This is a genomic window from Sphingomonas sp. R86520, assembly GCF_042466285.1.
Taxonomy (GTDB): Bacteria; Pseudomonadota; Alphaproteobacteria; order Sphingomonadales; family Sphingomonadaceae; genus Sphingomonas.
This window is the reverse complement of the sequence record NZ_JAXHBZ010000001.1, coordinates 2,846,756-2,867,276: the sequence shown is the minus strand read 5'-3', so window position 1 is coordinate 2,867,276 and position 20,521 is coordinate 2,846,756. Positions and strand designations below refer to the sequence as shown.

Below are 20,521 nucleotides of genomic sequence, written 5' to 3'. Positions count from 1 at the left end.
CCGCCGATGACGGCATGGCAGTTCTGGATCGATCGCGGCGGCACGTTCACCGATGTCGTCGCGCGGCGACCGGACGGCCGGGTCGTGACTGCCAAGCTGCTGTCGGAAGATCCCGAGCGGTATGACGATGCGGCGGTCGAGGCGATCCGGCGGCTGACCGACGGGGCGGATGTGCCGCTGGAGTTGCGGATCGGCACGACGGTTGCGACCAATGCGTTGCTAGAGCGCAAGGGCGAGCCGACCGCCCTGGCGATCACGCGAGGCTTCGGCGATGCGCTGCTGATCGGTCACCAGGAACGCGCCGATATTTTCGCACGCGACGTGAACCGCCCGTCGCCTCTGTTCACCCATGTGGTGGAGATTGACGAGCGGGTGGGTGCGGAGGGCGACGTGATCCGTCCGCTCGACACCGCCGCGGCCCGCACGGGATTGCAGGCGGCGTTCGATCAAGGTTTGCGCGCGGTCGCGATCGTCCTGATGCACGGCTACCGCTTCACCGCGCACGAGGAATCGCTGGCGGACATCGCGGCCGAAATCGGTTTCACGCAAATCTCGGTCAGCCACCGCGTCGCGCCGTTGATCAAGCTGATCGGGCGCGGCGATACGACCGTCGTCGATGCGTATCTCTCGCCGATCGTCGATCGCTATGTGGCGGGGCTTAGCGCGGCGCTGGGGCCGGGCGCGCTGTTCATGCAATCGTCGGGGGGGCTGGTCGACGGCGCAGGATTCCGCGGCAAGGACGCGATCCTGTCCGGGCCGGCGGGGGGCATCGTCGGCATGGCCGCGACCGCCCGCGAGGCCGGGTTCGAGCATGTCATCGGCTTCGACATGGGCGGCACCTCGACCGACGTGTCGCATTACGCCGGCACCTACGAGCGCGACACCGAGACGCTGATCGCCGGCGCCCGCATTCGCGCGCCGATGCTGCGGATTCACACGGTGGCGGCAGGCGGTGGCTCGATCTGCCGGTTCGACGGGGAGCGGCTGATCGTCGGCCCCGAGAGCGCGGGCGCGGTACCAGGACCCGCGTGCTACCGCCGTGGCGGCCCTCTCACCGTCACCGACTGCAACGTGATGCTGGGCAAGGTGCGTCCCGAGTTCTTCCCGGCGCTGTTCGGGCCGGCGGGAGATGCAGCGCTCGATGCCGACGCCGTGGCGGCGCGGTTCGCGGAATTGCCGCTCGATCCACATGTCGCCGCGGAAGGGTTCGTCGCGGTCGCGGTCGCGAACATGGCGAATGCGATCCGGACGATCTCCGTCGCGCGGGGGCATGATGTGACGCGCTACACGCTGGCGTGCTTCGGCGGTGCCGGGGGGCAGCATGCGTGCCTCGTCGCGGACGCGCTGGCGATGGGCCGGGTGATGATCCACCCACTCGCCGGCGTGCTGTCGGCCTACGGCATGGGACTCGCCGATCGGCGGATTCTACGTGAGGCGACCGCTGGTGCGGCGTTCTCGGACTATACCGGGATCATGCAGGCGCTGCATGGCCTTGCCGACGCGGCGTGCGAGGCACTGGTGGCGCAGGGCGTATCGGCGGACGCTGTCCGGATCGAACGGCGCGTGCACCTGCGGCGAGGCCAGACCGACCACACGATCGAACTCGATTTCGACGAACCAGCTGCGATGATCGCCGCGTTCGATGCCGCGCACGTCGCGCAGTTCGGCTTTGCCAGCGAAGCGCCGCTGATCGCCGACCGGATCGTTGCCGAGGCGATCGCCGAGAGCCCGCCGATCGACGCCGCGCTGGTTGTCTTCCCGGACAAGCCGGCTCCGCCACTGTCGACCGCCCCGGTCTACATGGCCGGCACATGGCACGAGACGCCGGTCTTCGCGCGCGACGGCCTCCCCGCCGGACACCGCGTCGACGGCCCGGCGCTGATCCTGGACAGTGTCTCGACCACCATCGTCGAACCCGGTTGGCGCGCACGCGTCGATCCGATCGGCAACCTGATCCTCGACCGTATCACGCCCCGCGTCGGTGCCAGCGTCGGCACCGAATCCGACCCTGTCCGTCTGGCCATCTTCGCCGGCCTGTTCATGAGCATTGCCGAGGAAATGGGCGCAGCGCTCCAGCGCTCGGCGGCGTCGGTCAACATTCGCGAGCGGCTCGACTTCAGTTGCGCGCTGTTCGACGCATCCGGCAACCTCGTCGCCAACGCGCCGCACATCCCGGTCCACCTCGGCTCGATGGGCGAGAGCATCCGGACGATCATCGATGCGCGAGGCGGCGGCGCGGACGGCCGTGGTATCCGCCGCGGCGACGCCTACGCGTTGAATGCGCCCTATCGCGGCGGCACGCATCTGCCGGACATCACCGTGATCATGCCGGTGTTCGCCGACAGCCTTGAGGACGTTGGGAGCGACGCGCCCGCCTTCTTCGTTGCGGCACGCGGCCATCATGCCGATGTCGGCGGGATCACGCCGGGGTCCATGCCACCCGAAAGCCGGTCGGTGGAGGAGGAGGGCGTGCTGCTCGACGACGTGCTGGTCGTCGACGAGGGACGATTCCTCGAAGCCGCGCTGCGCACGGTGTTCGCCGGCGGAGCCTATCCGGCGCGCAACATCGACCAGAACATTGCCGACATGGCGGCGCAGCTCGCGGCGTGCACGCGCGGTGCGGCAGGGCTCGCGCGCCTGGCGGACGAGTACGGCACCGATGTCGTCGCGGCGTATATGGAGCACGTCCAGGCCAATGCCGACGCTGCCGTTCGTCGCCTGATCGCAACGCTCGACGATGGCGACTTCGCGTACGAGATGGACGACGGCGCGGTCGTCCGCGTGGCCGTCCGCGTCGACCGGACGGCGGCAACGCTCGACATCGATTTCGCCGGCACCAGCGAGCAGCGCCCAACCAACTTCAACGCGCCCGTCTCGATCGTCCGTGCGGCCGTGCTCTACGTCGTTCGTGCGCTGATCGACGAGGCGGTACCGCTCAACGACGGCTGCCTGCGCGGCGTGACGATCCGCGTCCCCGAAGGCTCGATGCTCAACCCGCGCTATCCGGCCGCCGTCGTCGCCGGCAACGTCGAGACCAGCCAGGTCGTCACCGACGCGCTGTTCGGCGCACTCGGCGCCATGGCGGCGAGCCAGGGGACGATGAACAACTTCACCTTCGGCAACGACACGCACCAATATTACGAGACCATCGCCGGCGGTGCAGGCGCGGGGCCCGGCTTCGACGGCGCATCGGTTATCCAGACGCACATGACCAACAGCAGGATGACGGACCCCGAGATCCTGGAAACCCGCTACCCGGTACAACTCGACGCGTTTTCGATACGCAGCGGTTCCGGCGGGCAGGGCGCGCATCGCGGCGGCGACGGCGCGACGCGCCGCGTCCGCTTCCTGGAACCGATGACGGCGTGCATCCTCGCCAACCGTCGCCGCGTGGCACCGTTCGGGATGGCGGGCGGCGCCGAAGGCGGGGTGGGTGCGGCTCGGGTCGAGCGCCGTGACGGCACGACCGAACCGCTTGGCTCGACCGGCAGGATCGAAATGCGGGCCGGCGATGTCTTCGTCATCGAAACCCCGGGCGGTGGCGGGTTCGCGGCCGCCGGGGCTATCGCAGAGGCGCGCGACAAACCCTGATTGCCAAACTCTTCCCGGCTCAATAAGTCTGACTAATAAACCGGGAGAGGGTGATGGGGATGATGCACGCGAATAGCGAGCGGTGGGCGCGCAAATGCGTCGGTCTGGCGACGGCTCTGCTGATCGGCACGAGTGCGCTGGCCAGTGCGCAGGAGGCTGGACCGCCAACCGTGACAGCGGCACCGACGCAGACCGAGATCGCGATCCACGGTGATCAGCCCGGTCCGACGTACGACCGCCACATCTTCACGCAATTCGCCGAGCATCTGGGTACCGGCGTCTATGGCGGGCTATGGGTCGGCGAAAAGTCGAAAATCCCGAACACGCGTGGCTTCCGCAACGATGTGATCGGCGCGTTGCGCGGGCTTGGCGTACCGGCGATCCGCTGGCCAGGCGGCTGCTTCGCCGACGAATATCACTGGCGCGAGGGTGTCGGCGCACGGGCCAAGCGTCCGATCAAGATCAACACCCATTGGGGCGGCGTGACCGAGCCCAACACCGTCGGTACGCACGAGTTCATGGACCTGGTCGGCCAGGTCGGCGCCGAAGCGTATATCTCGGGCAACGTCGGCAACGGTACGCCGCAGGAAATGGCGGAATGGGTCGAATACATGACCTCGCCCGCCGGAACGCTGGCGGACGAGCGCGCGCAGAATGGCCACAAGGCGCCCTGGGCGGTGCCGTTCTTCGGGATCGGTAACGAGCTGTGGGGCTGTGGCGGCAACATGCGCGCGGAATATGCCGCCGACGTCACGCGCCGCTATGCGACCTTCATCAAGGCGCCGGCAGGCACGAAGGTGACCAAGATCGCCAGCGGCGCGAACTCGGGCGATTATGCCTGGACCGAGACGATGATGCGCGAGGCCGGCAAGCAGGTCGATGCGCTGTCGCTGCATTACTACACGGTCGCCGCACCCTGGGAGCACAAGCTGTCCTCGACCGCGTTCGGCGAGGAGCAATGGGCGCACGTGCTCGCGGAAACGCTTCGCATGGACGAACTGCTGACCAAGCACAGCGCGGCGATGGACAAATATGATCCGCAGAAGAAGGTCTGGCTCGCGGTCGACGAATGGGGGACGTGGTATGCGCCCGATCCCGGCACCAATCCCGGCTTCCTGCGCCAGCAGAACAGCCTGCGCGACGCGATGGTCGCCGCGATCAACCTCAACGTCTTCGCCAAACATGCCGACCGCGTGAAGATGACGGCGATCGCGCAGATGGTCGACGTGCTGCAGGCGATGATCCTGACCGACGGCGTGAAGATGGTGCTGACGCCGACCTATCACGTCTTTGCGATGTACAAGCCGTACATGGACGGCATTGTCCTGCCGATCGAGGTGACGTCGCCCTGGTACAACAAGGACCAGTGGACGATGCCCGCGGTCAGCGCGTCCGCGGTGCGCGGCAAGGACGGGCTGGTCCACGTCGCGCTTGCCAACCTCGACCCGAACAAGCCCACCACCGTGACGACGACACTGTCCGGCGTGACCGCGACGGGCGTGACGGGGCAGGTGCTGACCGCCCCGACCATGACGGCGATCAACACCTTCGACGCACCCGATACGGTAACTCCGGTCGCCTTTACGGGTGCGCGGATCGACGGTGGCAGGCTGCTCGTGACTTTGCCGCCGAAATCGGTTGTGATGCTGACGTTGCGATAGGGACGCAAGCCAGTGGGCCGGGGGCTTTGCTCCCGGTTGCGGCGAGGCGCCGGACGCGCCAAACCGCATCTCGACGTACAGGATCATTCAGAAAGTGAAGCCCATGACCGCACCCCGCCCTCGCGCACTGTTTGTCCGACTGCTGGCGGGATCGATCCTCGCGGCAACGGCTTTGGCCGCCGCTCCGGTTACTGCGCAGACGACCAACAATGCGCCAGGCGCAGCGGCGGCGCGGACCGATGGCCCCCGGGCGCGGCCGTGGATGAACACCGGGCTGTCCGCGGATGCGCGCGTCGAACTGCTCCTCAAGGAGATGACGCTCGACGAGAAGTTGCAGCTCACCTTCGGCTATTTCGCGACGACGGCCGACTGGCTGAAGACGCCGACCAAGAACTGGGCCTACCCCAAGGACGGACTGCCAGCGTCCGCCGGGATCGTGCCGGGGATCCCGCGGCTCGGCATCCCGAACCAGTGGCAGACCGATGCCGGCGTCGGCGTCGCCAGCCAGCGTGGGCCGACGCCTCGTTTGCGCACTTCGCTGCCTTCCGGGATCGCGACCGCGTCGACCTGGAACCCCGAACTGGCTCAGGCCGGTGGCGCGATGATCGGCAACGAGGCGTTCCTGTCGGGCTTCAACGTGCAGCTTGCGGGCGGCATGAATCTCACGCGCGAGCCGCGGAACGGGCGCAACTTCGAATATGGCGGCGAGGATCCGTTGCTGGCCGGCGTCATTACCGGGCACGAGATCAAGGGCATCCAGTCGCAGCATGTCGTCTCGACGATGAAGCATTACGCCTTCAACGGGCAGGAGACGAACCGCTTCACGATCGATACCAAGATCGGCGAACAGGCTGCGCGCCAGTCCGATCTGCTCGCATTCGAGATCGCCAACGAGGTTGGCCAGCCCGGCTCGGTCATGTGCTCGTACAACCGCGTCAACGGCCATTACTCGTGCGAGAACGACTGGCTGCTCAACACCGTCCTGAAGCGCGACTGGGGCTTCAAGGGCTATGTGATGTCCGACTGGGGCGCGACGCACTCGACCAGCGAGGCCGCCAACGCCGGGCTTGACCAGCAATCCGGCTGGGCGTTCGATCGCTCGCCCTATTTCGCGGACGCGCTGCGCGAGGCGGTCAACAACGGCCATGTGACCGAAGTGCGTGCGACCGACATGGCACGCCGCGTGCTGTGGGGGATGTTTTCGGTCGGTGCGTTCGACACGGTCGTGGCAGGCGACCGCGCGACGACGATCGACTATGCCGGCCACGCCGCGGTGACGCGCGCGGATGCCGAAGAAGGCATCGTGCTGCTCAAGAACACCGCCGGTCTCTTGCCCCTCGCCAAGACGGCCAAGTCGATCCTGCTAGTCGGCGCACATGCCGATATCGGCGTGCTGTCGGGCGGCGGCTCGAGCCAGGTCTATTCGCCGAACGCACCGACCAACGGCCTGGTCGTGCCGGACGAATTCCCGAGCGGCTTCCCCGGGCCCAAGACCTATCACGCGTCGTCGCCGATGAAGGCGTTGCAGGCGCGGACCGGGGCGACGGTCACGTATCTCGACGGCAAGGACGTTAAGGCCGCCGCAGCGGCAGCGCGCAAGGCGGACGTCGTCGTCGTGTTCGGCGAGCAGTGGACCGGCGAGTCGCTCGATGTCCCCGATCTGAACCTGCCGGGCGCCCAGAACGCGCTGATCGATGCGGTCGCACGGGCGAACAAGAAGACCGTCGTCGTGCTCGAAACCGGCGGTCCGGTGGTGATGCCGTGGCTGGGCAAGGTCGGCGCGGTGGTGGAGGCGTGGTATCCAGGCACCGCGGGCGGCGAGGCGATTGCGCGCGTGCTGACCGGTGAGGTCAACCCGTCGGGGCATCTGCCGGCGACCTTCCCGGCGTCGGTCGCGCAACTGCCGCGTCCGGTGATCGAGGGCGATCCGAAGCTCGACCGCGACGCGCATCCGATGGGCAATTACGACATCGAAGGCGCAGCTGTAGGCTATAAATGGTTCGACAAGACCGGCGCCAAGCCGCTGTTCCCGTTCGGCTATGGCCTGTCCTACACGAACTTCGCGTTGAGTGGTCTGACCGCGACGGCTGAAGGCAAGGGGATCAAGGCCGATTTCTCGGTGCGCAACACGGGTGCGGCGCAGGGGAAGGCAGTCGCGCAGGTCTATGTCTCCGGCGCAGGCTGGGAAGCCCCGAAGCGGCTCGGCGCCTTCCGCAAGGTCGATCTCGCGCCCGGTACCAGCCAGGCGGTGTCGGTAACGGTCGATCCGCGCCTGCTTGCGACGTTCGACGTGACGAGTGGTGGGTGGAAGATCGCTGGCGGCGACTACAAGGTGATGCTCGCCACCTCGGCGACCGACATCGTCCAGACCGTGACGGTCCGCGTGCCCGCCCAGACGCTCGATCGCGGCGGTCGCTGATCATGGTGCGGCAGATCGTCGCTGCGGTGCTGATGGTCTTCGCGGCTAGCAGCGCGGCGGCGCAGGACCAGCTCGTCGATCCCAACACCGTGCGGCCGTCGCGCGAGGCCGGGCGGACCGCCAACGGCCTCGCGATGACACCGCCGATGGGCTGGAACAGCTGGAACAAGCACGGCTGCAAGGTCACCGAACAGGTGATCCGCGACACCGCCGACGCGATGGTCGCGAACGGCATGAAGGCGGCGGGGTACGGCTATGTCGTGATCGACGATTGCTGGCACGGCGACCGCGACAAGGATGGCTTCATCACCGCCGACACGGGCAAGTTCCCGTCTGGGATCAAGGCGCTGGTGGACTACGTGCACGCCAGGGGGCTGAAGTTCGGAATCTATTCCGATGCCGGGCGGAAGACCTGCGGCGGGCGTCCCGGCAGCCAGGGGCATGAATATCAGGATGCGCTCACCTATGCGCGCTGGGGCGTCGATTACCTCAAATACGACTGGTGCTCGACCGGCGTGCGCAATGCCGAGGAGGCGTATGCGCTGATGTCGGACGCCATTCGCGCGAGCGGGCGGCCGATGCTGCTGTCGATCTGCGAATGGGGCAACAACCGCCCGTGGGAATGGGCCGCGAAGATCGGCAACATGTGGCGGACCACCGGCGATATCCGTGATGCGTGGGCGGGGCCGGTGACCTATTCGCTCGGCGTGATGGACATCGCCGACAAGAACGAGCCGCTGTATCCGTTCGCAGGCCCAGGGCATTGGAACGATCCCGACATGCTCGAAGTCGGCAATGGCGGCATGACCGACACCGAATACCGCGCGCATTTCAGCCTCTGGGCGATGATGGCCGCGCCGTTGATCGCCGGCAACGACGTCGCGAAAATGGACACCGCCACACGCGCGATCCTGCTGAACAAGGACGTGATCGCGGTCGATCAGGATGCGCTCGGGATGCAGGGCAGGCGGGTGCGCGACGATGGCGACCGCGAGGTCTGGGCACGGCCGCTGGCGGATGGAAGTCGTGCAGTGTTGCTGTTGAACCGGGGCGCGGCGGCGGCAGAGATCGCGGTCGCGTGGCCGGAGATCGGCTACACGGATGGGCTGGCGTCGGACGTTCGCGATCTGTGGTCCGGTAAGACGCGGCGGCTGCGCGACGGGCGTTTCTCGGCGATGGTCCCGCCGCACGGCGTGGTGATGCTGAAGGTGACCCCCCGGCGTTCGGGAAAGTAGCGGCTGCGGCTCTTCCTACGTCACTGGTCGCCTGCACCAGTCCATGACGAACTCTTGCCCTGGCTGTTGGTCCGTAAGCGTTACTTCAAGTCTAAGCCGCGTGCCCTCGAATCGGCCAGGAGTGCGTCGATACACAGTGTCGGGGAAATTTAGCGACGCGCGGCTGGAACCGGATGGGTCACCGACGGTTTGACTGGCGAGCCCGGCGGCGTCCTCATCCCCCCGGAGGATCCGCCGGGCTCGTATGCGTAATCGAGGCCATAGTGCGAGACGAGACTCCGAAGCGTGCGTCCGACGCGCGATTGCACACTGTCGGAGAAACCCTGCGCACCTCGTGGCAGACGCCGACTGATACGATGATCACGGACGACATCCCGACGCTTCTCACCAAATTGTCGCAGGTGCCGAAGTCGCGCAAACGACCGTAAATTTCTGCGTGGCCGTGAGGTCCGCTCCCCTTCACCGTGGAGAGCGGACGATAGTTTCAGGCCTTATCTCGCGATTTCATCGCCTCGATCAGCTTTTTGACCTCTTGGCTGCGACCACGCGGCATGATCAGCACGTCGTTGCCGCTGGCGACGACGATCAGATCTTCGACCCCGACCAACGAAACCCGGATGCCGTCGCTGCGGACGAAGCACGTCTTCGTGTCGATCGCGAGCACGTCGCCGTCGCCGTGGCTGCGGTGCGCATTGCCATCGCCATCGACGTCGCTGATCGCGTGCAGGGCATCCCAGCTGCCGACGTCGTTCCAGCCCATGTCGACCGGCACCACCGCCACGCGCTCCGCCTTTTCCATCACTGCATAGTCGATCGAATCATCGGGCGAGGCAGCAAAGGCGACCGCGTCGGGGTAGATTCGCGTGCCCTCGGTACGCGCCTTGTCCATCGCCTCCTGCGTGGCGATCAGAATGCCCGGATCGAACTGCGCAAGCGCTTCGAGATAGGCATCGGCGAGGAACAGGAAGATTCCGCCGTTCCAGGCATGATCACCGCTGGCGAGCATCGATTGCGCGGCCTCGAGCGGCGGCTTTTCGACGAACCGCGCCACGCGGTTGATCCCAGGGCGCAATTCCTCGCCGATCTGGATCCACCCATAGCCGGTCTCGGGTGCGTCGGGTGCGATGCCGAACGTGACAAGCCAGCCCTGCGTAACCAGCGGCATCGCCGCCTCGATCGCGGCGTGAAACGCCGCGACGTCATCGATTACGTGATCCGACGGCATCACCAGCAACGCGTCGCCGCCGCCACCCGCAGCGATCGCCGCAAGCGCGATTGCCGGCGCAGTGTTGCGGCCGGTCGGTTCGAGGATCAGCGCCTGCGGTGCCGCACCCGCATCGGCGAGCTGCTGCTCGACCAGATCGGCATGACGCGCATTGGCAACGACGATCGGTGCCGCATAGCGTTCGCCACGTGCTCGCCCCGCGGTGAGCTGCAGCATCGTCTCGTCCGCCGTCAAGGCAAGCATTTGCTTGGGCATTTCGGGCCGTGACATCGGCCAGAGTCGCGTGCCCGATCCGCCTGAAAGAATTACGGGAACGATCTTACGTGCGGTCATGCATCCTCCTGAAGGGGACGAGCTATAGCGCGACCGCCCGGCGTGCCAATCGCCGAATCATGCGAGGCGATCCGCCGTCTTCAGGCTTTTTTGGTAATTTGCTGCGAAACCTGCGCTCAGGTGTCGGTAACGTTTACAAATGATGTGTCGGGATAGCGTGGCATGATACGGCTCTTCAAGCACTACGTCCCCTATGCGGTGCTGCTGCTCGGTTTCGTCGACGCGGTATTGCTGGTGGCATCGGCGGAAATCGGCTGGATCGTTCGCGCGCATCAGATCGGCATGGAAGTCGCGCCGATCCATACGCGTATCGGGCAGTTGCTGACCTTCGCGATCGCGTTGCAGGTGTCGCTGGTCGCGGTCGGGGCTTACGGCGTGGCATCGTTCCTGTCGCTCCGCTTTGCCGCCGCCCGCCTTGCCGTGGCGCTGTCGCTTGGCGTGATGTTCCTGTCGCTCATCTTTTTTCTCGTCCCCCCATTGGCGCTTTGGCGATCGAACCTGCTCTATTCGACGGTCATCGCGACGATGCTGCTGGTCTTCGTCCGGGCGCTGCTCGGCAAGACGCTGGGTGGGGAGACGTTCAAACGGCGGATCGTCGTGCTGGGTGCCGGAGCACGGGCGGCTCGGATCGAGGCATTGGCCGAACAACCAGGGGTAAACTTCGTCGTCGCCGGGTTCGTCCGCATGGGCGAGGTAGAGCCTGTCGTGCAGAACGCGTTGCCGCGGGCGGAAATTCCCAATCTGGCCGCCCACATCGTCGATCAGAATGCGAGCGAAGTCGTCTTGGCGCTCGACGAACGGCGCAACGCGTTGCCGATGAAGGACCTTCTGCGCGTGCGTACTACCGGCGTCCAGGTCAGCGAGATCTCGACGTTCCTCGAACGCGAGACGGGCCGGATCGATCTCAAGAGCGTGAATCCGTCCTGGCTGATCTTCTCGGACGGCTTCGCCTCGAGCCGGATGCTGTCGAGCGTGTTCAAGCGCGCGTTCGACATCGTCGCGAGCAGTGTGTTGCTGGTGCTCACGATTCCGATCATCCTGATCACGGCGATCGCGATCAAGCTCGAATCGAGGGGGCCTGCCTTTTATCGCCAGCGTCGTGTCGGCCTGTACAACGAGGGCTTCGACATATTGAAACTACGGTCGATGCGGCAGGATGCCGAGATCGCCGGCACGGCCGTCTGGGCGGCGGAGGATGATCCACGTATCACCCGGATCGGTCGCTTCATCCGCAAGGTCCGGATCGACGAGCTGCCCCAGACATGGACCGTTTTGAAGGGCGAGATGAGCTTCGTCGGGCCACGCCCCGAGCGCCCGCAGTTCGTCGAGCAACTCGAGGACCAGCTTCCGTTCTACGCCGAACGCCATATGGTGAAGCCCGGGATCACCGGCTGGGCGCAGATCAACTACCCTTACGGCGCGTCGATCGAGGATGCCCGGCACAAGCTCGAATACGACCTGTATTACGCCAAGAATTATTCGCCGTTCCTCGACATGCTGATCCTTCTGCAGACTCTTCGCGTGGTACTATGGCCGGCAGGCGCACGCTGACCATGGTGGCCGCGGCGTGACGGCGATGCCGATCCTCTGGAGTCATGCGCTGGCGGCGCTGCTGTTCGGCATACTCGGGGTCTCGGAACTCCGCAGAGGCGGGCGTCAATGGTCGCACGCCGCGTTCGTCGCGTCGTTGTTCGTCACGAGCCTCTGGGCGCTGGCGGTTGCCGGCATCGATGCTGGCGACGTGGCAGCACGGGTCGCCGAGAGCGCCCGTAACATCGCCTGGCTCGGGTTCATGCTGGCGCTGGTCCGGCGTGATCGCACCGGTAATTTTGCGCTCGGCGCGGTCTATCTGGTGGTGGTGGCGATCGCCGCTGTCGGCGCGTTGCTCGCGGTCGTGGAAACGGTGCCGATGGACCAAGACGCGGTGGCAGCGATCGGCGCGGCCCGGTTGGCGTTCCGGATGATGGCCGCGACGAGCGCGCTGGTGCTCGCCCATCATCTCTATCAGGCGGCGCCTGCGTCGCGCGGCGGTATCCGACTGGTCGTGCTCACATTGGCGGCGATGTGGGGCGTCGATCTGCTGCTGTTCACAATGCAGTATTTCCATGCGGCCTGGGTATCGTCGCTCCTCGTTTTACGCGGGCTGACGATGTCGGGCGCGGCGGTGTTGCTGATGCTCGCGGCCCATCGCAGTGGCGACTGGACGCTGGGCGTTTCACGACCCGTCGCGGTACGCGCGCTCTCCGCCGTAGGGGTCGTGCTGTATGCAGGAAGTACCGCGCTGGCGACCAGCATCGCCGGCAACTTTGCCGGTGCCTATGCCCGCATCGCTCAGACCGCGATCGTGTTCGGCGCGACCGCCGCCGTCCTGGCGATGCTCTCGACGCCGTGGCTGCGCGCCTGGACCAAGGTCAAGGTCGCCAAGCATCTGTTCCGCCACCGTTACGATTATCGCGCGGAATGGCAGCGTTTCACCGATACGCTCGGCAAGTCCGATGCCGAATCTTACGACACGGCCGAGCCCCTGGGTCCTCGGGTCGTCCGCGCACTCGCGGAACTGACCGACTCGCCTGGCGGGTTGCTGCTGGTTCCCAACGTCGGCTCGCTCGAGATCGGCGCTACCTGGAAATGGCGCTGTAGCGTCGGCAGCAGCGATGATGCGCTGGTACGTCATCTCGAACGCAGCGGCCGGATAATCGAGCTCGATTCCGTGCGCGCCGGCACTGCGCCCGATGACGAGATCACCAGTGTCCCGGCCTGGTTGTGCGCGTGTGCGGACGCGTGGGCCGTCGTGCCGTTGGCGCATGGTGGTACGCTGGTTGGTGCGATCGTACTGGCACGACCGCCGGTCGACCGGGCGCTGGACTGGGAGGATTTCGACCTGCTGCGCGTCGCCGGGCGGCAGGCCGCGAGCTATCTGGCGGAAGACCGCGCGCATGCCGCGCTCGCCGATGCCGCGCGGTTCGACGAATTCAACCGTCGCTTCGCGTTTATCCTGCACGACATCAAGAACCTCGTCAGCCAGTTGACCCTGGTCGCGCGCAATGCCGAACGCCACGCCGACAATCCCGATTTCCGCGTCGACATGGTCGCGACCCTCAAGGATTCTTCCGATCGCATGAACGCGCTTCTCGCCCGCCTCTCGCAGCATAACGCCGCGCCGAGCGAACCGCTGCAGCCGGTCGACATCGCCGCGCTGATCGACCGCGCGGTCGTCGCCCGGCGGGGACAGCACCGGCTGTCCGTACGCGGCGCTCCGACCCAGGCGCTCGGGCATGTCGCGCGCCTCGAACAGGTGCTGAGTCATCTCATCCAGAACGGAATCGAAGCAAGCGGCGTCGATTCGCCGATAGTGCTGGCAACCGAGACGATCGACGACCGCGTCGCGATCGACGTGATCGATCACGGCTGCGGCATGACCCCAGGATTCGTTCGCGATCAGCTGTTTCGGCCGTTCGTATCGTCGAAGCCGACCGGGTTCGGAATCGGCGCGTTCGAGGCGCGGCAACTCGTCCATGCGATGGGCGGGACGCTCGAAGTCCTAAGTCGCGAAGGTGAGGGGACGCGCTTCCGCATCCTGCTTCCCGTTGCCATTCCGACCGACACAGCGCTGGATGTCGCGGCATGATCGACGAGCAGCGCCCCGTCCTGCTGATCGTCGAGGACGATGTCGGGCTGCAACGTCAGCTCCGCTGGGCCTATGAAGGGTATGAGATCGTGGTCGCGAGCAATCGTGCGCAGGCGCTCGATGCGGTTCGTGCATACGAGCCCGCGGTGGTCACGCTCGACCTCGGCCTGCCACCCGATCCCGACGGTGTGACCGAAGGCTTTGCGACGCTGCGTGACATCCTGGCGATGAAGCCTGACACGAAGGTCATCGTCGCCTCGGGCCACGACGCGCGCGAAAGCGCTCTAAAGGCGATCGCCGACGGAGCGTGGGACTTTTATGCCAAGCCGATCGACATCGATACGCTCGGTCTGATCGTCGGTCGTGCCTTTCATGTCCATGCGTTGGAAACCGAGAACCGGCGACTGGCCGCGCGCGTCGACACCGGCGGCTTCGGAGGTCTCATCAGTGCCTCGCCGGAGATGGCGGTCGTCACCCGGACTCTGGAACGCGTGGCGCCTGCCAACGTATCGGTCATGCTGCTGGGCGCGAGTGGCACCGGCAAGGAATTGCTGGCACGCGGACTTCACGATGCGTCGCCGCGAGCGCGCGGAAACTTCGTCGCGATAAACTGCGCGGCGATTCCGGAAACACTGCTTGAAAGCGAATTGTTCGGGCATGAGAAGGGCGCGTTCACCGGCGCGATCAAGACCACGCCGGGCAAGATCGAGCAAGCCGCGGGCGGGACGTTGTTCCTCGACGAAATCGGCGACGTGCCACTCGCGTTGCAGGTCAAGCTGCTCCGGTTCCTCCAGGAGCGCGTGATCGAGCGGGTCGGCGGTCGCAAGGCGATCCCGGTCGATACGCGAATCGTGTGTGCCACGCACCAGAACGTCGACGCGATGGTCGCCAATGGCCGGTTTCGCGACGACCTGTATTACCGGCTCGCGGAAATCGTCGTCCGCATTCCGCCGCTCGCCGAGCGCACGGGAGACGCGGTACTGCTCGCGCGGCATTTCGTCACGCGCTATGCCGTGGCGATGAACCCCGTGGTTACCGGCTTGGCGCCCGACGCACGCAGCGCGATCGACGGCTGGAACTGGCCCGGCAACGTCCGCGAACTCGAAAACCGGATCAAACGCGCAGTCATCATGGCCGACGGCAAGCTCGTGACCGCGACCGATCTCGATCTCGACGGCAAGGCGGAGGAGGCGGCGGCCTTGAACCTGCGGACCGCGCGCGAACTAGCCGATCGCAAGGCGATCCGGCAGGCGCTCGCGCGCGCGGACGGCAATATTTCGGGCGCATCGCGGCTGCTGGGAATCAGCCGGCCGACCTTGTACGACTTGCTCAAGAGCTATGATCTTCATGTCTGAGCCGGCGGGCGCACCACACCCTCGCGTGTCACGCTATCCGCTGTTGCGGCGCGGGCGACGTCGGCGCGTGAAGCTGACAGCGGTCCTGACCGGCCCGCGCGCACGACTCGTCATGCTGGGCCTGGCATCGCTAATCGTCGTCGGAGCGGCGATCGCGCTTGCTACCCGCTCGCCACCGCCGGACGGGCGCCGGCTGCTGGTCGACAGCCTGGCTACGCTGGCAACGGGCAATTACAGCGCGGCGCGTACCAATGCGCAACATGCGATTGCTGCATCGCCGACGCTCGGCATAGCGCACAGCGTTCTCGCGCGGGCCTATCTCGAACTGGGTGACGGTCTTGCTGCGGAAGCCGAACTGACGCGCGCGACGGATGCCGGGATACCGGCGGATCGCCTCCATCAGCTCCGAGCCCATGCGCGCCTGCTACAGGGCGATCCCGCCGGTGCGATCGAAGAAGCTGCGCAGGCGGGGCCGCGCTACGCCGGGTATGCCGCGCGTATCCAGGCCCGCGCGCTTGCCTCACAGGATGACATCATCCAGGCACAGGCGGTGCTGCGCGCCCTTCTGGACCGCGTGCCGAACGATGCGGCAGCCTGGACCGATCTCGGTCGTATCCGACTGACCGCCGGCGATACCGGCGGGGCCAGCGTTGCTGCGTCCCAGGCGGTCGCCCTGGGGCCCCGCGAACCCGCAGCGCTGACCTTGCAAGGGGAAATAGTCCGCAGCCGCTACGGCTTGGCCGCGGCGCTGCCATGGTTCGAGGCGGCGTTGCGGAGCGATGCCTATTACCCCCCGGCGTTGATCGAATATGCCGCGACGCTGGGCGAGGTCGGGCGCAATGCCGACATGCTTGCAGCGACCCGCAAGGCGCTGCTCGCGCGGCCGGGTAGTCCACAGGCCCTGTACCTTCAGGCGACGATGGCAGCCCGTGCCGGCCGGATCGATCTTGCGCGTGTGCTTCTGCAACGCGCGGGGCCGGCAGTCGCGGGTCTGCCGGGCACGATCCTCCTGTCGGGCAGTCTGGCGTATGCCGACGGGAAATACGAACAGGCCGCCGCGACGTGGCAGCAACTTGTTGCCGTCCAGCCGCTGAACGTCGCGGCAAGGCGATTGCTCGGCGCAGCGCTGCTTCGCTCAGGCGACGCGGAAGATGCGGTGAATGCGCTGCGGCCGATCGGGCTTCGCGCCGATGCGGACAGCTACTCGCTGACCCTGATCGCTCGCGCATTGGAGACACTGGGCGATCGGGCTTCCTCCGCACAGTTTCTCGATCGTGCGGCGGCACGAACGGGTGCGCCTGCTACCGTGTTCGCGACCGACGCTGCGATCGGTGCGCTGATCGCCGACGCGGACGCGGCGGCCGGTGATCCGACCTATGTGCTCGGCGTGATCCGCGGCCAGTTGGCACGTGGCGACGTTGCCGGTGCGACCGCGCGCGCGCGCGCCCTCGTCGCGGCTGGCCCTGGCGCACCCGCGGCACAGCTCGCACTCGGGGATGCGCTCGCCACGTCCGCTCGTTACGGCGATGCCGCAAGCGCGTATGCTCGCGCTGCGAATTTGGCATTCGACGAACCGACGATGCTGCGCCTCGTCGATGCGCTCGGCCGGGCGGGCCGCGCACAGGATGCCGCGGCCTCGCTGGCGCTATACCTCTCGCAGAACCCGCAAAGCCTGGCCGGACTTCGTCTGCTCGGTCACTGGCAGGTCGCAGCGGGCGACTGGGACGACGCGATCGAGACGCTGGAAGGCCTCCGCCGCCGTCTCGGCAACCGCGACGGGGGTGTCCTGTCCGATCTTGCGCTGGCCTATGCCGGTAGCGACGATGGTGAGATCGCCGTCCGCTATGGCCGCGCCGCCTATGACCTCTCCCCGATGAGTGCGGCGGCGGCGGACGCATACGGCGTTGCCTTGGGTGCTGCGGGGAATGTGGCGGGTGCGCGTCAGCTGTTGATCAAGGCAAGCAAGCTCGCGCCGGAGAACATGACGATCGCCGGACATCTCCGTCAGCTTGGTTGAACGCTTGCTCGAACGGTCTGGTGCCGCCAAAGCCCGAGCATGACCGATCCTCTGGACCGCATCGCCGCCGCGCTCGAGCGCCTGTCGCCGCCGCCGCCGCCTGTCGCTGACCCGCACAGCCATCCGGCCTATGTGTGGCGCAGTGCGGCACTGCAGCCCGCGCGAGCCTTCACGCCGCTGTCGCTGGACATGCTCATCGGCGTGGATCGGCAAAAAGCGGCATTGGTCGGCAATCTGCAACGTTTGGCGCAACGTCACGCCGCGCAAGACGTGCTGCTGTGGGGCGCAAGGGGCACGGGCAAGTCGGCACTCGTCAAAAGTGCGGTCGCGGCGGTGCAGGCGGCGGGCGGCGATGTGGCGCTCGTCGAAGTGTCGGAGCTCACCGCGCTGCCGATGCTGTTCGCGGCGCTCGCGCAGGTCGATCGCGCATTCGTTCTGTTCGTCGACGATCTGGGGTTCGACGTTCCCGCCGAAGCGCGAACGCTGCGCTCGATGCTGGAGGGCGGGGCAGAGCCGCGCCCTGCAAATGTGAGATTGGTGGTGACAGCCAATCGCCGGCACCTGGCCCCACGCGATATCGCTGAACAGGAAAGCGCAATAAATCCACGCGATTCCGCGGACGATCATATGGCGCTATCGGATCGCTTCGGCCTCAGCCTGGGGTTCCATGCGCTCGATCAGGACGGATATCTCGCGATCGTCGCTGCCTATGCCCAGGCCAACGACCTGACGTTCGAACCCGGCGAGGCTATCGGGTGGGCGACACGCCGGGGAAGCAGGTCCGGCCGTGTTGCATGGCAATACATCGTCGATCTGGCGGGCAGGGCCGGTAAGGCGCTCTGAAACCCGGCTCGGACCGGAAGGATGGGCCGGCGCACGTAGCGCCGGCCCGCAACGCTTAGTTGCTATCCGAGTTGTCGTCGCTGTCCTTGACGATCGCGACCACGCCGATCGCTGCAACGCCAGCGAGGAGCAGAGCAGCGATAACGCCGCCGCCAGCGACTTCGCTCTTGCCCTTCGTAACCGAACCGACCCGGAGAGCCGATGCCGAGTTGGCTACAGGCGCTGCGGTCGCGGCAACCGAAGTCGAGAGCATTGCAATGGCGAGTGCGCCACCGGTGAAAGCCTTAAGGTTCATAAACATCTCCAATTTTATCTTACAGCACTGCTGCAACGCAGCAGATGCACTGGGGTTCCACTATTGATCCAGGGTCGAAACGTCCAGACCACCTCGATCAAATAGTTCCGTCGACCTGTTCAGCCAGTTCCAGCCACCGCATCTCCGCCGCCTCCTTTTCCGCCCGCGCGGCTTCGATGGCTGCGGTCAGCTTCGCGAATGTCGCATGGTCGCGCATGTAGAGGTCGGGCTTGGCAAGCTTGATCGCATCGCGGGCCATCTGCGCGTCGAGTTCCTCGATCCGCTTGGGCAGGAGCTCATAGTCGCGCTGGTCCTTGTAGGTCAGTTTCGGACGCGGAGCCGAGACGGCCGGGGCAGTGGCGGCGACCTTATTCGAGGCGCGCTTGCCGGTCGTCGTCGACGCGCGACGCTTTTCCCAATCCTCATACCCGCCGGCGACCACGTCGACCGTGCCCGAACCGTCGAGCCCGAGCGTGATCGTCACGGTCCTGTCCAAGAAGTCGCGATCGTGGCTGACGATCAGGACGGTACCGTCGTAATCGCCGATCACTTCCTGCAACAAATCGAGCGTCTCGAGATCGAGATCGTTGGTCGGCTCGTCGAGCACCAGCAGGTTAGACGGCTTGGCGAACTCGCGCGCGAGCAGCAGCCGCGAGCGTTCGCCGCCCGATAGCGAACCGATCTTCGCGTCGACCATGTTCGGGTCGAACAGGAAGTCCTTCAGATAGCCGTGGATATGCTTGCGCACGCCGAGCACGTCGATCCATTCGCCGCCGTCGACCACGACTTCGCGGACCGTCTTCTCGGGTGCCATCAGGCTGCGCTGCTGGTCGATCACGACCGCGTCGAGCGTCTGCGCCAGCTTGATCGAGCCGCTGTCGGGCTGGATCTCGCCGGTCAGCAGCTTGAGCAGGGTCGACTTGCCCGCACCGTTGCGGCCGACGATGCCGATGCGGTCGCCGCGGGTCACCCGGAGCGTCAGGTCGCCGATGATCGTGCGATCGCCATACGCCTTGGTGACGTTCTTGGCGTCGATCACGACCTTCGACTTGGTGTCGTCGCTGCTGGTCGTGAGGTTCGCCGAGCCCTGCGGTCCGATCATCGACGCGCGTTCGGCGCGCATCTCGTGCAGCTTGGTGAGACGGCCCTGGTTGCGCTTGCGCCGCCCGGTGACGCCGCGGAGCAGCCAATGCTCCTCCAGCTTGAGCCGCGCGTCGAGCTTCTCGGCCTGGCGCTGTTCCTCGGCATAGACCTGCTCGGTCCAGGCCTCGAACCCGCCGAAACCGATCTCCGCCCGCCGGATCGCACCGCGATCGAGCCACAAGGTCTGCTTGGTGAGCCGCGTCAGGAAGGTACGGTCATGGCTGATGACGACGAATGCGCCGCGGAAGCGCTTGAGCCATTCCTCGATCCACTCGATCGCGCCGATGTCGAGATGGTTGGTCGGCTCGTCGAGCAGCAGCACGTCGGGATCTTGCGACAGCGCGCGGACGATCGCCGCGCGGCGTCGTTCGCCGCCCGAAGCGGAGGCCGCCTCGCGCGACAGGTCGATGCCGAGCTGGTCGGCGATCGAATCCGCCTCGTAGTTCACCGGCGCGTCGTCGCCGGCCATCACGTAGTCGCGCAAGGTGGCGAAGCCGCGCAGGTCGGGCTCCTGCTCCAGGATGACGACACGGGTGCCGGGCACGATCACCCTGCGGCCCTCGTCGGCGTCGATGCTGCCACCGAGCAGTTTCAGCAAGGTCGTCTTGCCGGCGCCGTTGCGGCCGATCAGCGCGAGCCGGTCGCGTGGTCCGATGTGAATGTCGAGGTTGCGAAAGAGCCATCCCGAGCCCTGGACGAGTCCGAGGCCTTCGAATGCTAAGATTGGTGCTGCCATGTTCGCGCCAAGTAGGGGCGGCAAGTGATGCAGGCAAGTT

The 20,521-nt window shown here is 66.4% G+C and carries 12 protein-coding genes; 9 read left to right on the top strand and 3 right to left on the bottom strand.

What is annotated here, in order from left to right:
* The first annotated feature begins 6 nt into the window (after positions 1-6).
* From SJY41_RS13005 to SJY41_RS12990, 4 genes are all read left to right on the top strand, one after another.
* Entirely contained in the window at positions 7-3,591 is a 3,585-nt protein-coding gene (locus tag SJY41_RS13005; protein ID WP_380782324.1) for a hydantoinase B/oxoprolinase family protein, read from the top strand.
* 59 nt (positions 3,592-3,650) lie between these two features.
* Positions 3,651-5,252, top strand: a complete 1,602-nt coding sequence (locus SJY41_RS13000; protein ID WP_380784146.1) for an alpha-N-arabinofuranosidase — start codon at positions 3,651-3,653, stop codon at positions 5,250-5,252.
* 103 nt (positions 5,253-5,355) lie between these two features.
* Positions 5,356-7,671, top strand: coding sequence for a glycoside hydrolase family 3 C-terminal domain-containing protein (locus SJY41_RS12995; RefSeq protein ID WP_380782322.1), 2,316 nt, complete (start codon positions 5,356-5,358; stop codon positions 7,669-7,671).
* A gap of 2 nt (positions 7,672-7,673) precedes the next feature.
* Positions 7,674-8,906: a glycoside hydrolase family 27 protein gene (locus SJY41_RS12990; RefSeq protein WP_380782320.1), complete on the top strand. Its 1,233-nt coding sequence runs from the start codon at positions 7,674-7,676 to the stop codon at positions 8,904-8,906.
* Between the two features lie 484 nt (positions 8,907-9,390).
* Here the strand turns inward: SJY41_RS12990 and SJY41_RS12985 are convergent, their stop codons facing one another.
* A complete protein-coding gene (locus SJY41_RS12985; protein WP_380782318.1) occupies positions 9,391-10,464 on the bottom strand; it encodes a mannose-1-phosphate guanylyltransferase/mannose-6-phosphate isomerase in 1,074 nt (357 codons plus the stop codon).
* A gap of 162 nt (positions 10,465-10,626) precedes the next feature.
* Between SJY41_RS12985 and SJY41_RS12980 the strand changes: the two genes are divergently transcribed.
* From SJY41_RS12980 to SJY41_RS12960, 5 genes are all read left to right on the top strand, one after another.
* A complete protein-coding gene (locus tag SJY41_RS12980; protein ID WP_380782316.1) occupies positions 10,627-12,015 on the top strand; it encodes a TIGR03013 family XrtA/PEP-CTERM system glycosyltransferase in 1,389 nt (462 codons plus the stop codon).
* A 25-nt stretch (positions 12,016-12,040) separates the two neighbouring features.
* A complete protein-coding gene (prsK, locus tag SJY41_RS12975; RefSeq protein ID WP_380784145.1) occupies positions 12,041-14,092 on the top strand; it encodes an XrtA/PEP-CTERM system histidine kinase PrsK in 2,052 nt (683 codons plus the stop codon).
* Positions 14,089-15,447 (top strand): PEP-CTERM-box response regulator transcription factor, encoded by a 1,359-nt coding sequence (gene prsR / locus SJY41_RS12970; protein WP_380782314.1) that lies wholly within the window; start codon positions 14,089-14,091, stop codon positions 15,445-15,447. The genes prsK and prsR overlap by 4 nt, the downstream gene beginning before the upstream one ends.
* A gap of 67 nt (positions 15,448-15,514) precedes the next feature.
* Positions 15,515-17,464 (top strand): tetratricopeptide repeat protein, encoded by a 1,950-nt coding sequence (locus SJY41_RS12965; protein WP_380782312.1) that lies wholly within the window; start codon positions 15,515-15,517, stop codon positions 17,462-17,464.
* Positions 17,465-17,503: 39 nt separating this feature from the next.
* Positions 17,504-18,307, top strand: coding sequence for a DUF815 domain-containing protein (locus tag SJY41_RS12960; protein WP_380782310.1), 804 nt, complete (start codon positions 17,504-17,506; stop codon positions 18,305-18,307).
* Between the two features lie 55 nt (positions 18,308-18,362).
* Here the strand turns inward: SJY41_RS12960 and SJY41_RS12955 are convergent, their stop codons facing one another.
* Entirely contained in the window at positions 18,363-18,602 is a 240-nt protein-coding gene (locus SJY41_RS12955; RefSeq protein WP_380782308.1) for a hypothetical protein, read from the bottom strand.
* Between the two features lie 97 nt (positions 18,603-18,699).
* Positions 18,700-20,481 carry an ABC-F family ATP-binding cassette domain-containing protein gene (locus tag SJY41_RS12950; RefSeq protein ID WP_380782306.1) on the bottom strand — a complete coding sequence of 594 codons (1,782 nt, stop codon included), beginning with the start codon at positions 20,479-20,481 and terminating at the stop codon, positions 18,700-18,702.
* Between the last annotated feature and the right edge of the window lie 40 nt (positions 20,482-20,521).

Coding starts and splice junctions, on each gene's coding strand:
- SJY41_RS13005 (WP_380782324.1), top strand. CDS start 7: ATGACGGCATGGCAGTTCTGGATCGATCGCGGCGGCACGTTCACCGAT.
- SJY41_RS13000 (WP_380784146.1), top strand. CDS start 3,651: ATGATGCACGCGAATAGCGAGCGGTGGGCGCGCAAATGCGTCGGTCTG.
- SJY41_RS12995 (WP_380782322.1), top strand. CDS start 5,356: ATGACCGCACCCCGCCCTCGCGCACTGTTTGTCCGACTGCTGGCGGGA.
- SJY41_RS12990 (WP_380782320.1), top strand. CDS start 7,674: ATGGTGCGGCAGATCGTCGCTGCGGTGCTGATGGTCTTCGCGGCTAGC.
- SJY41_RS12985 (WP_380782318.1), bottom strand. CDS start 10,464: ATGACCGCACGTAAGATCGTTCCCGTAATTCTTTCAGGCGGATCGGGC.
- SJY41_RS12980 (WP_380782316.1), top strand. CDS start 10,627: ATGATACGGCTCTTCAAGCACTACGTCCCCTATGCGGTGCTGCTGCTC.
- prsK (WP_380784145.1), top strand. CDS start 12,041: ATGCCGATCCTCTGGAGTCATGCGCTGGCGGCGCTGCTGTTCGGCATA.
- prsR (WP_380782314.1), top strand. CDS start 14,089: ATGATCGACGAGCAGCGCCCCGTCCTGCTGATCGTCGAGGACGATGTC.
- SJY41_RS12960 (WP_380782310.1), top strand. CDS start 17,504: ATGACCGATCCTCTGGACCGCATCGCCGCCGCGCTCGAGCGCCTGTCG.
- SJY41_RS12955 (WP_380782308.1), bottom strand. CDS start 18,602: ATGAACCTTAAGGCTTTCACCGGTGGCGCACTCGCCATTGCAATGCTC.
- SJY41_RS12950 (WP_380782306.1), bottom strand. CDS start 20,481: ATGGCAGCACCAATCTTAGCATTCGAAGGCCTCGGACTCGTCCAGGGC.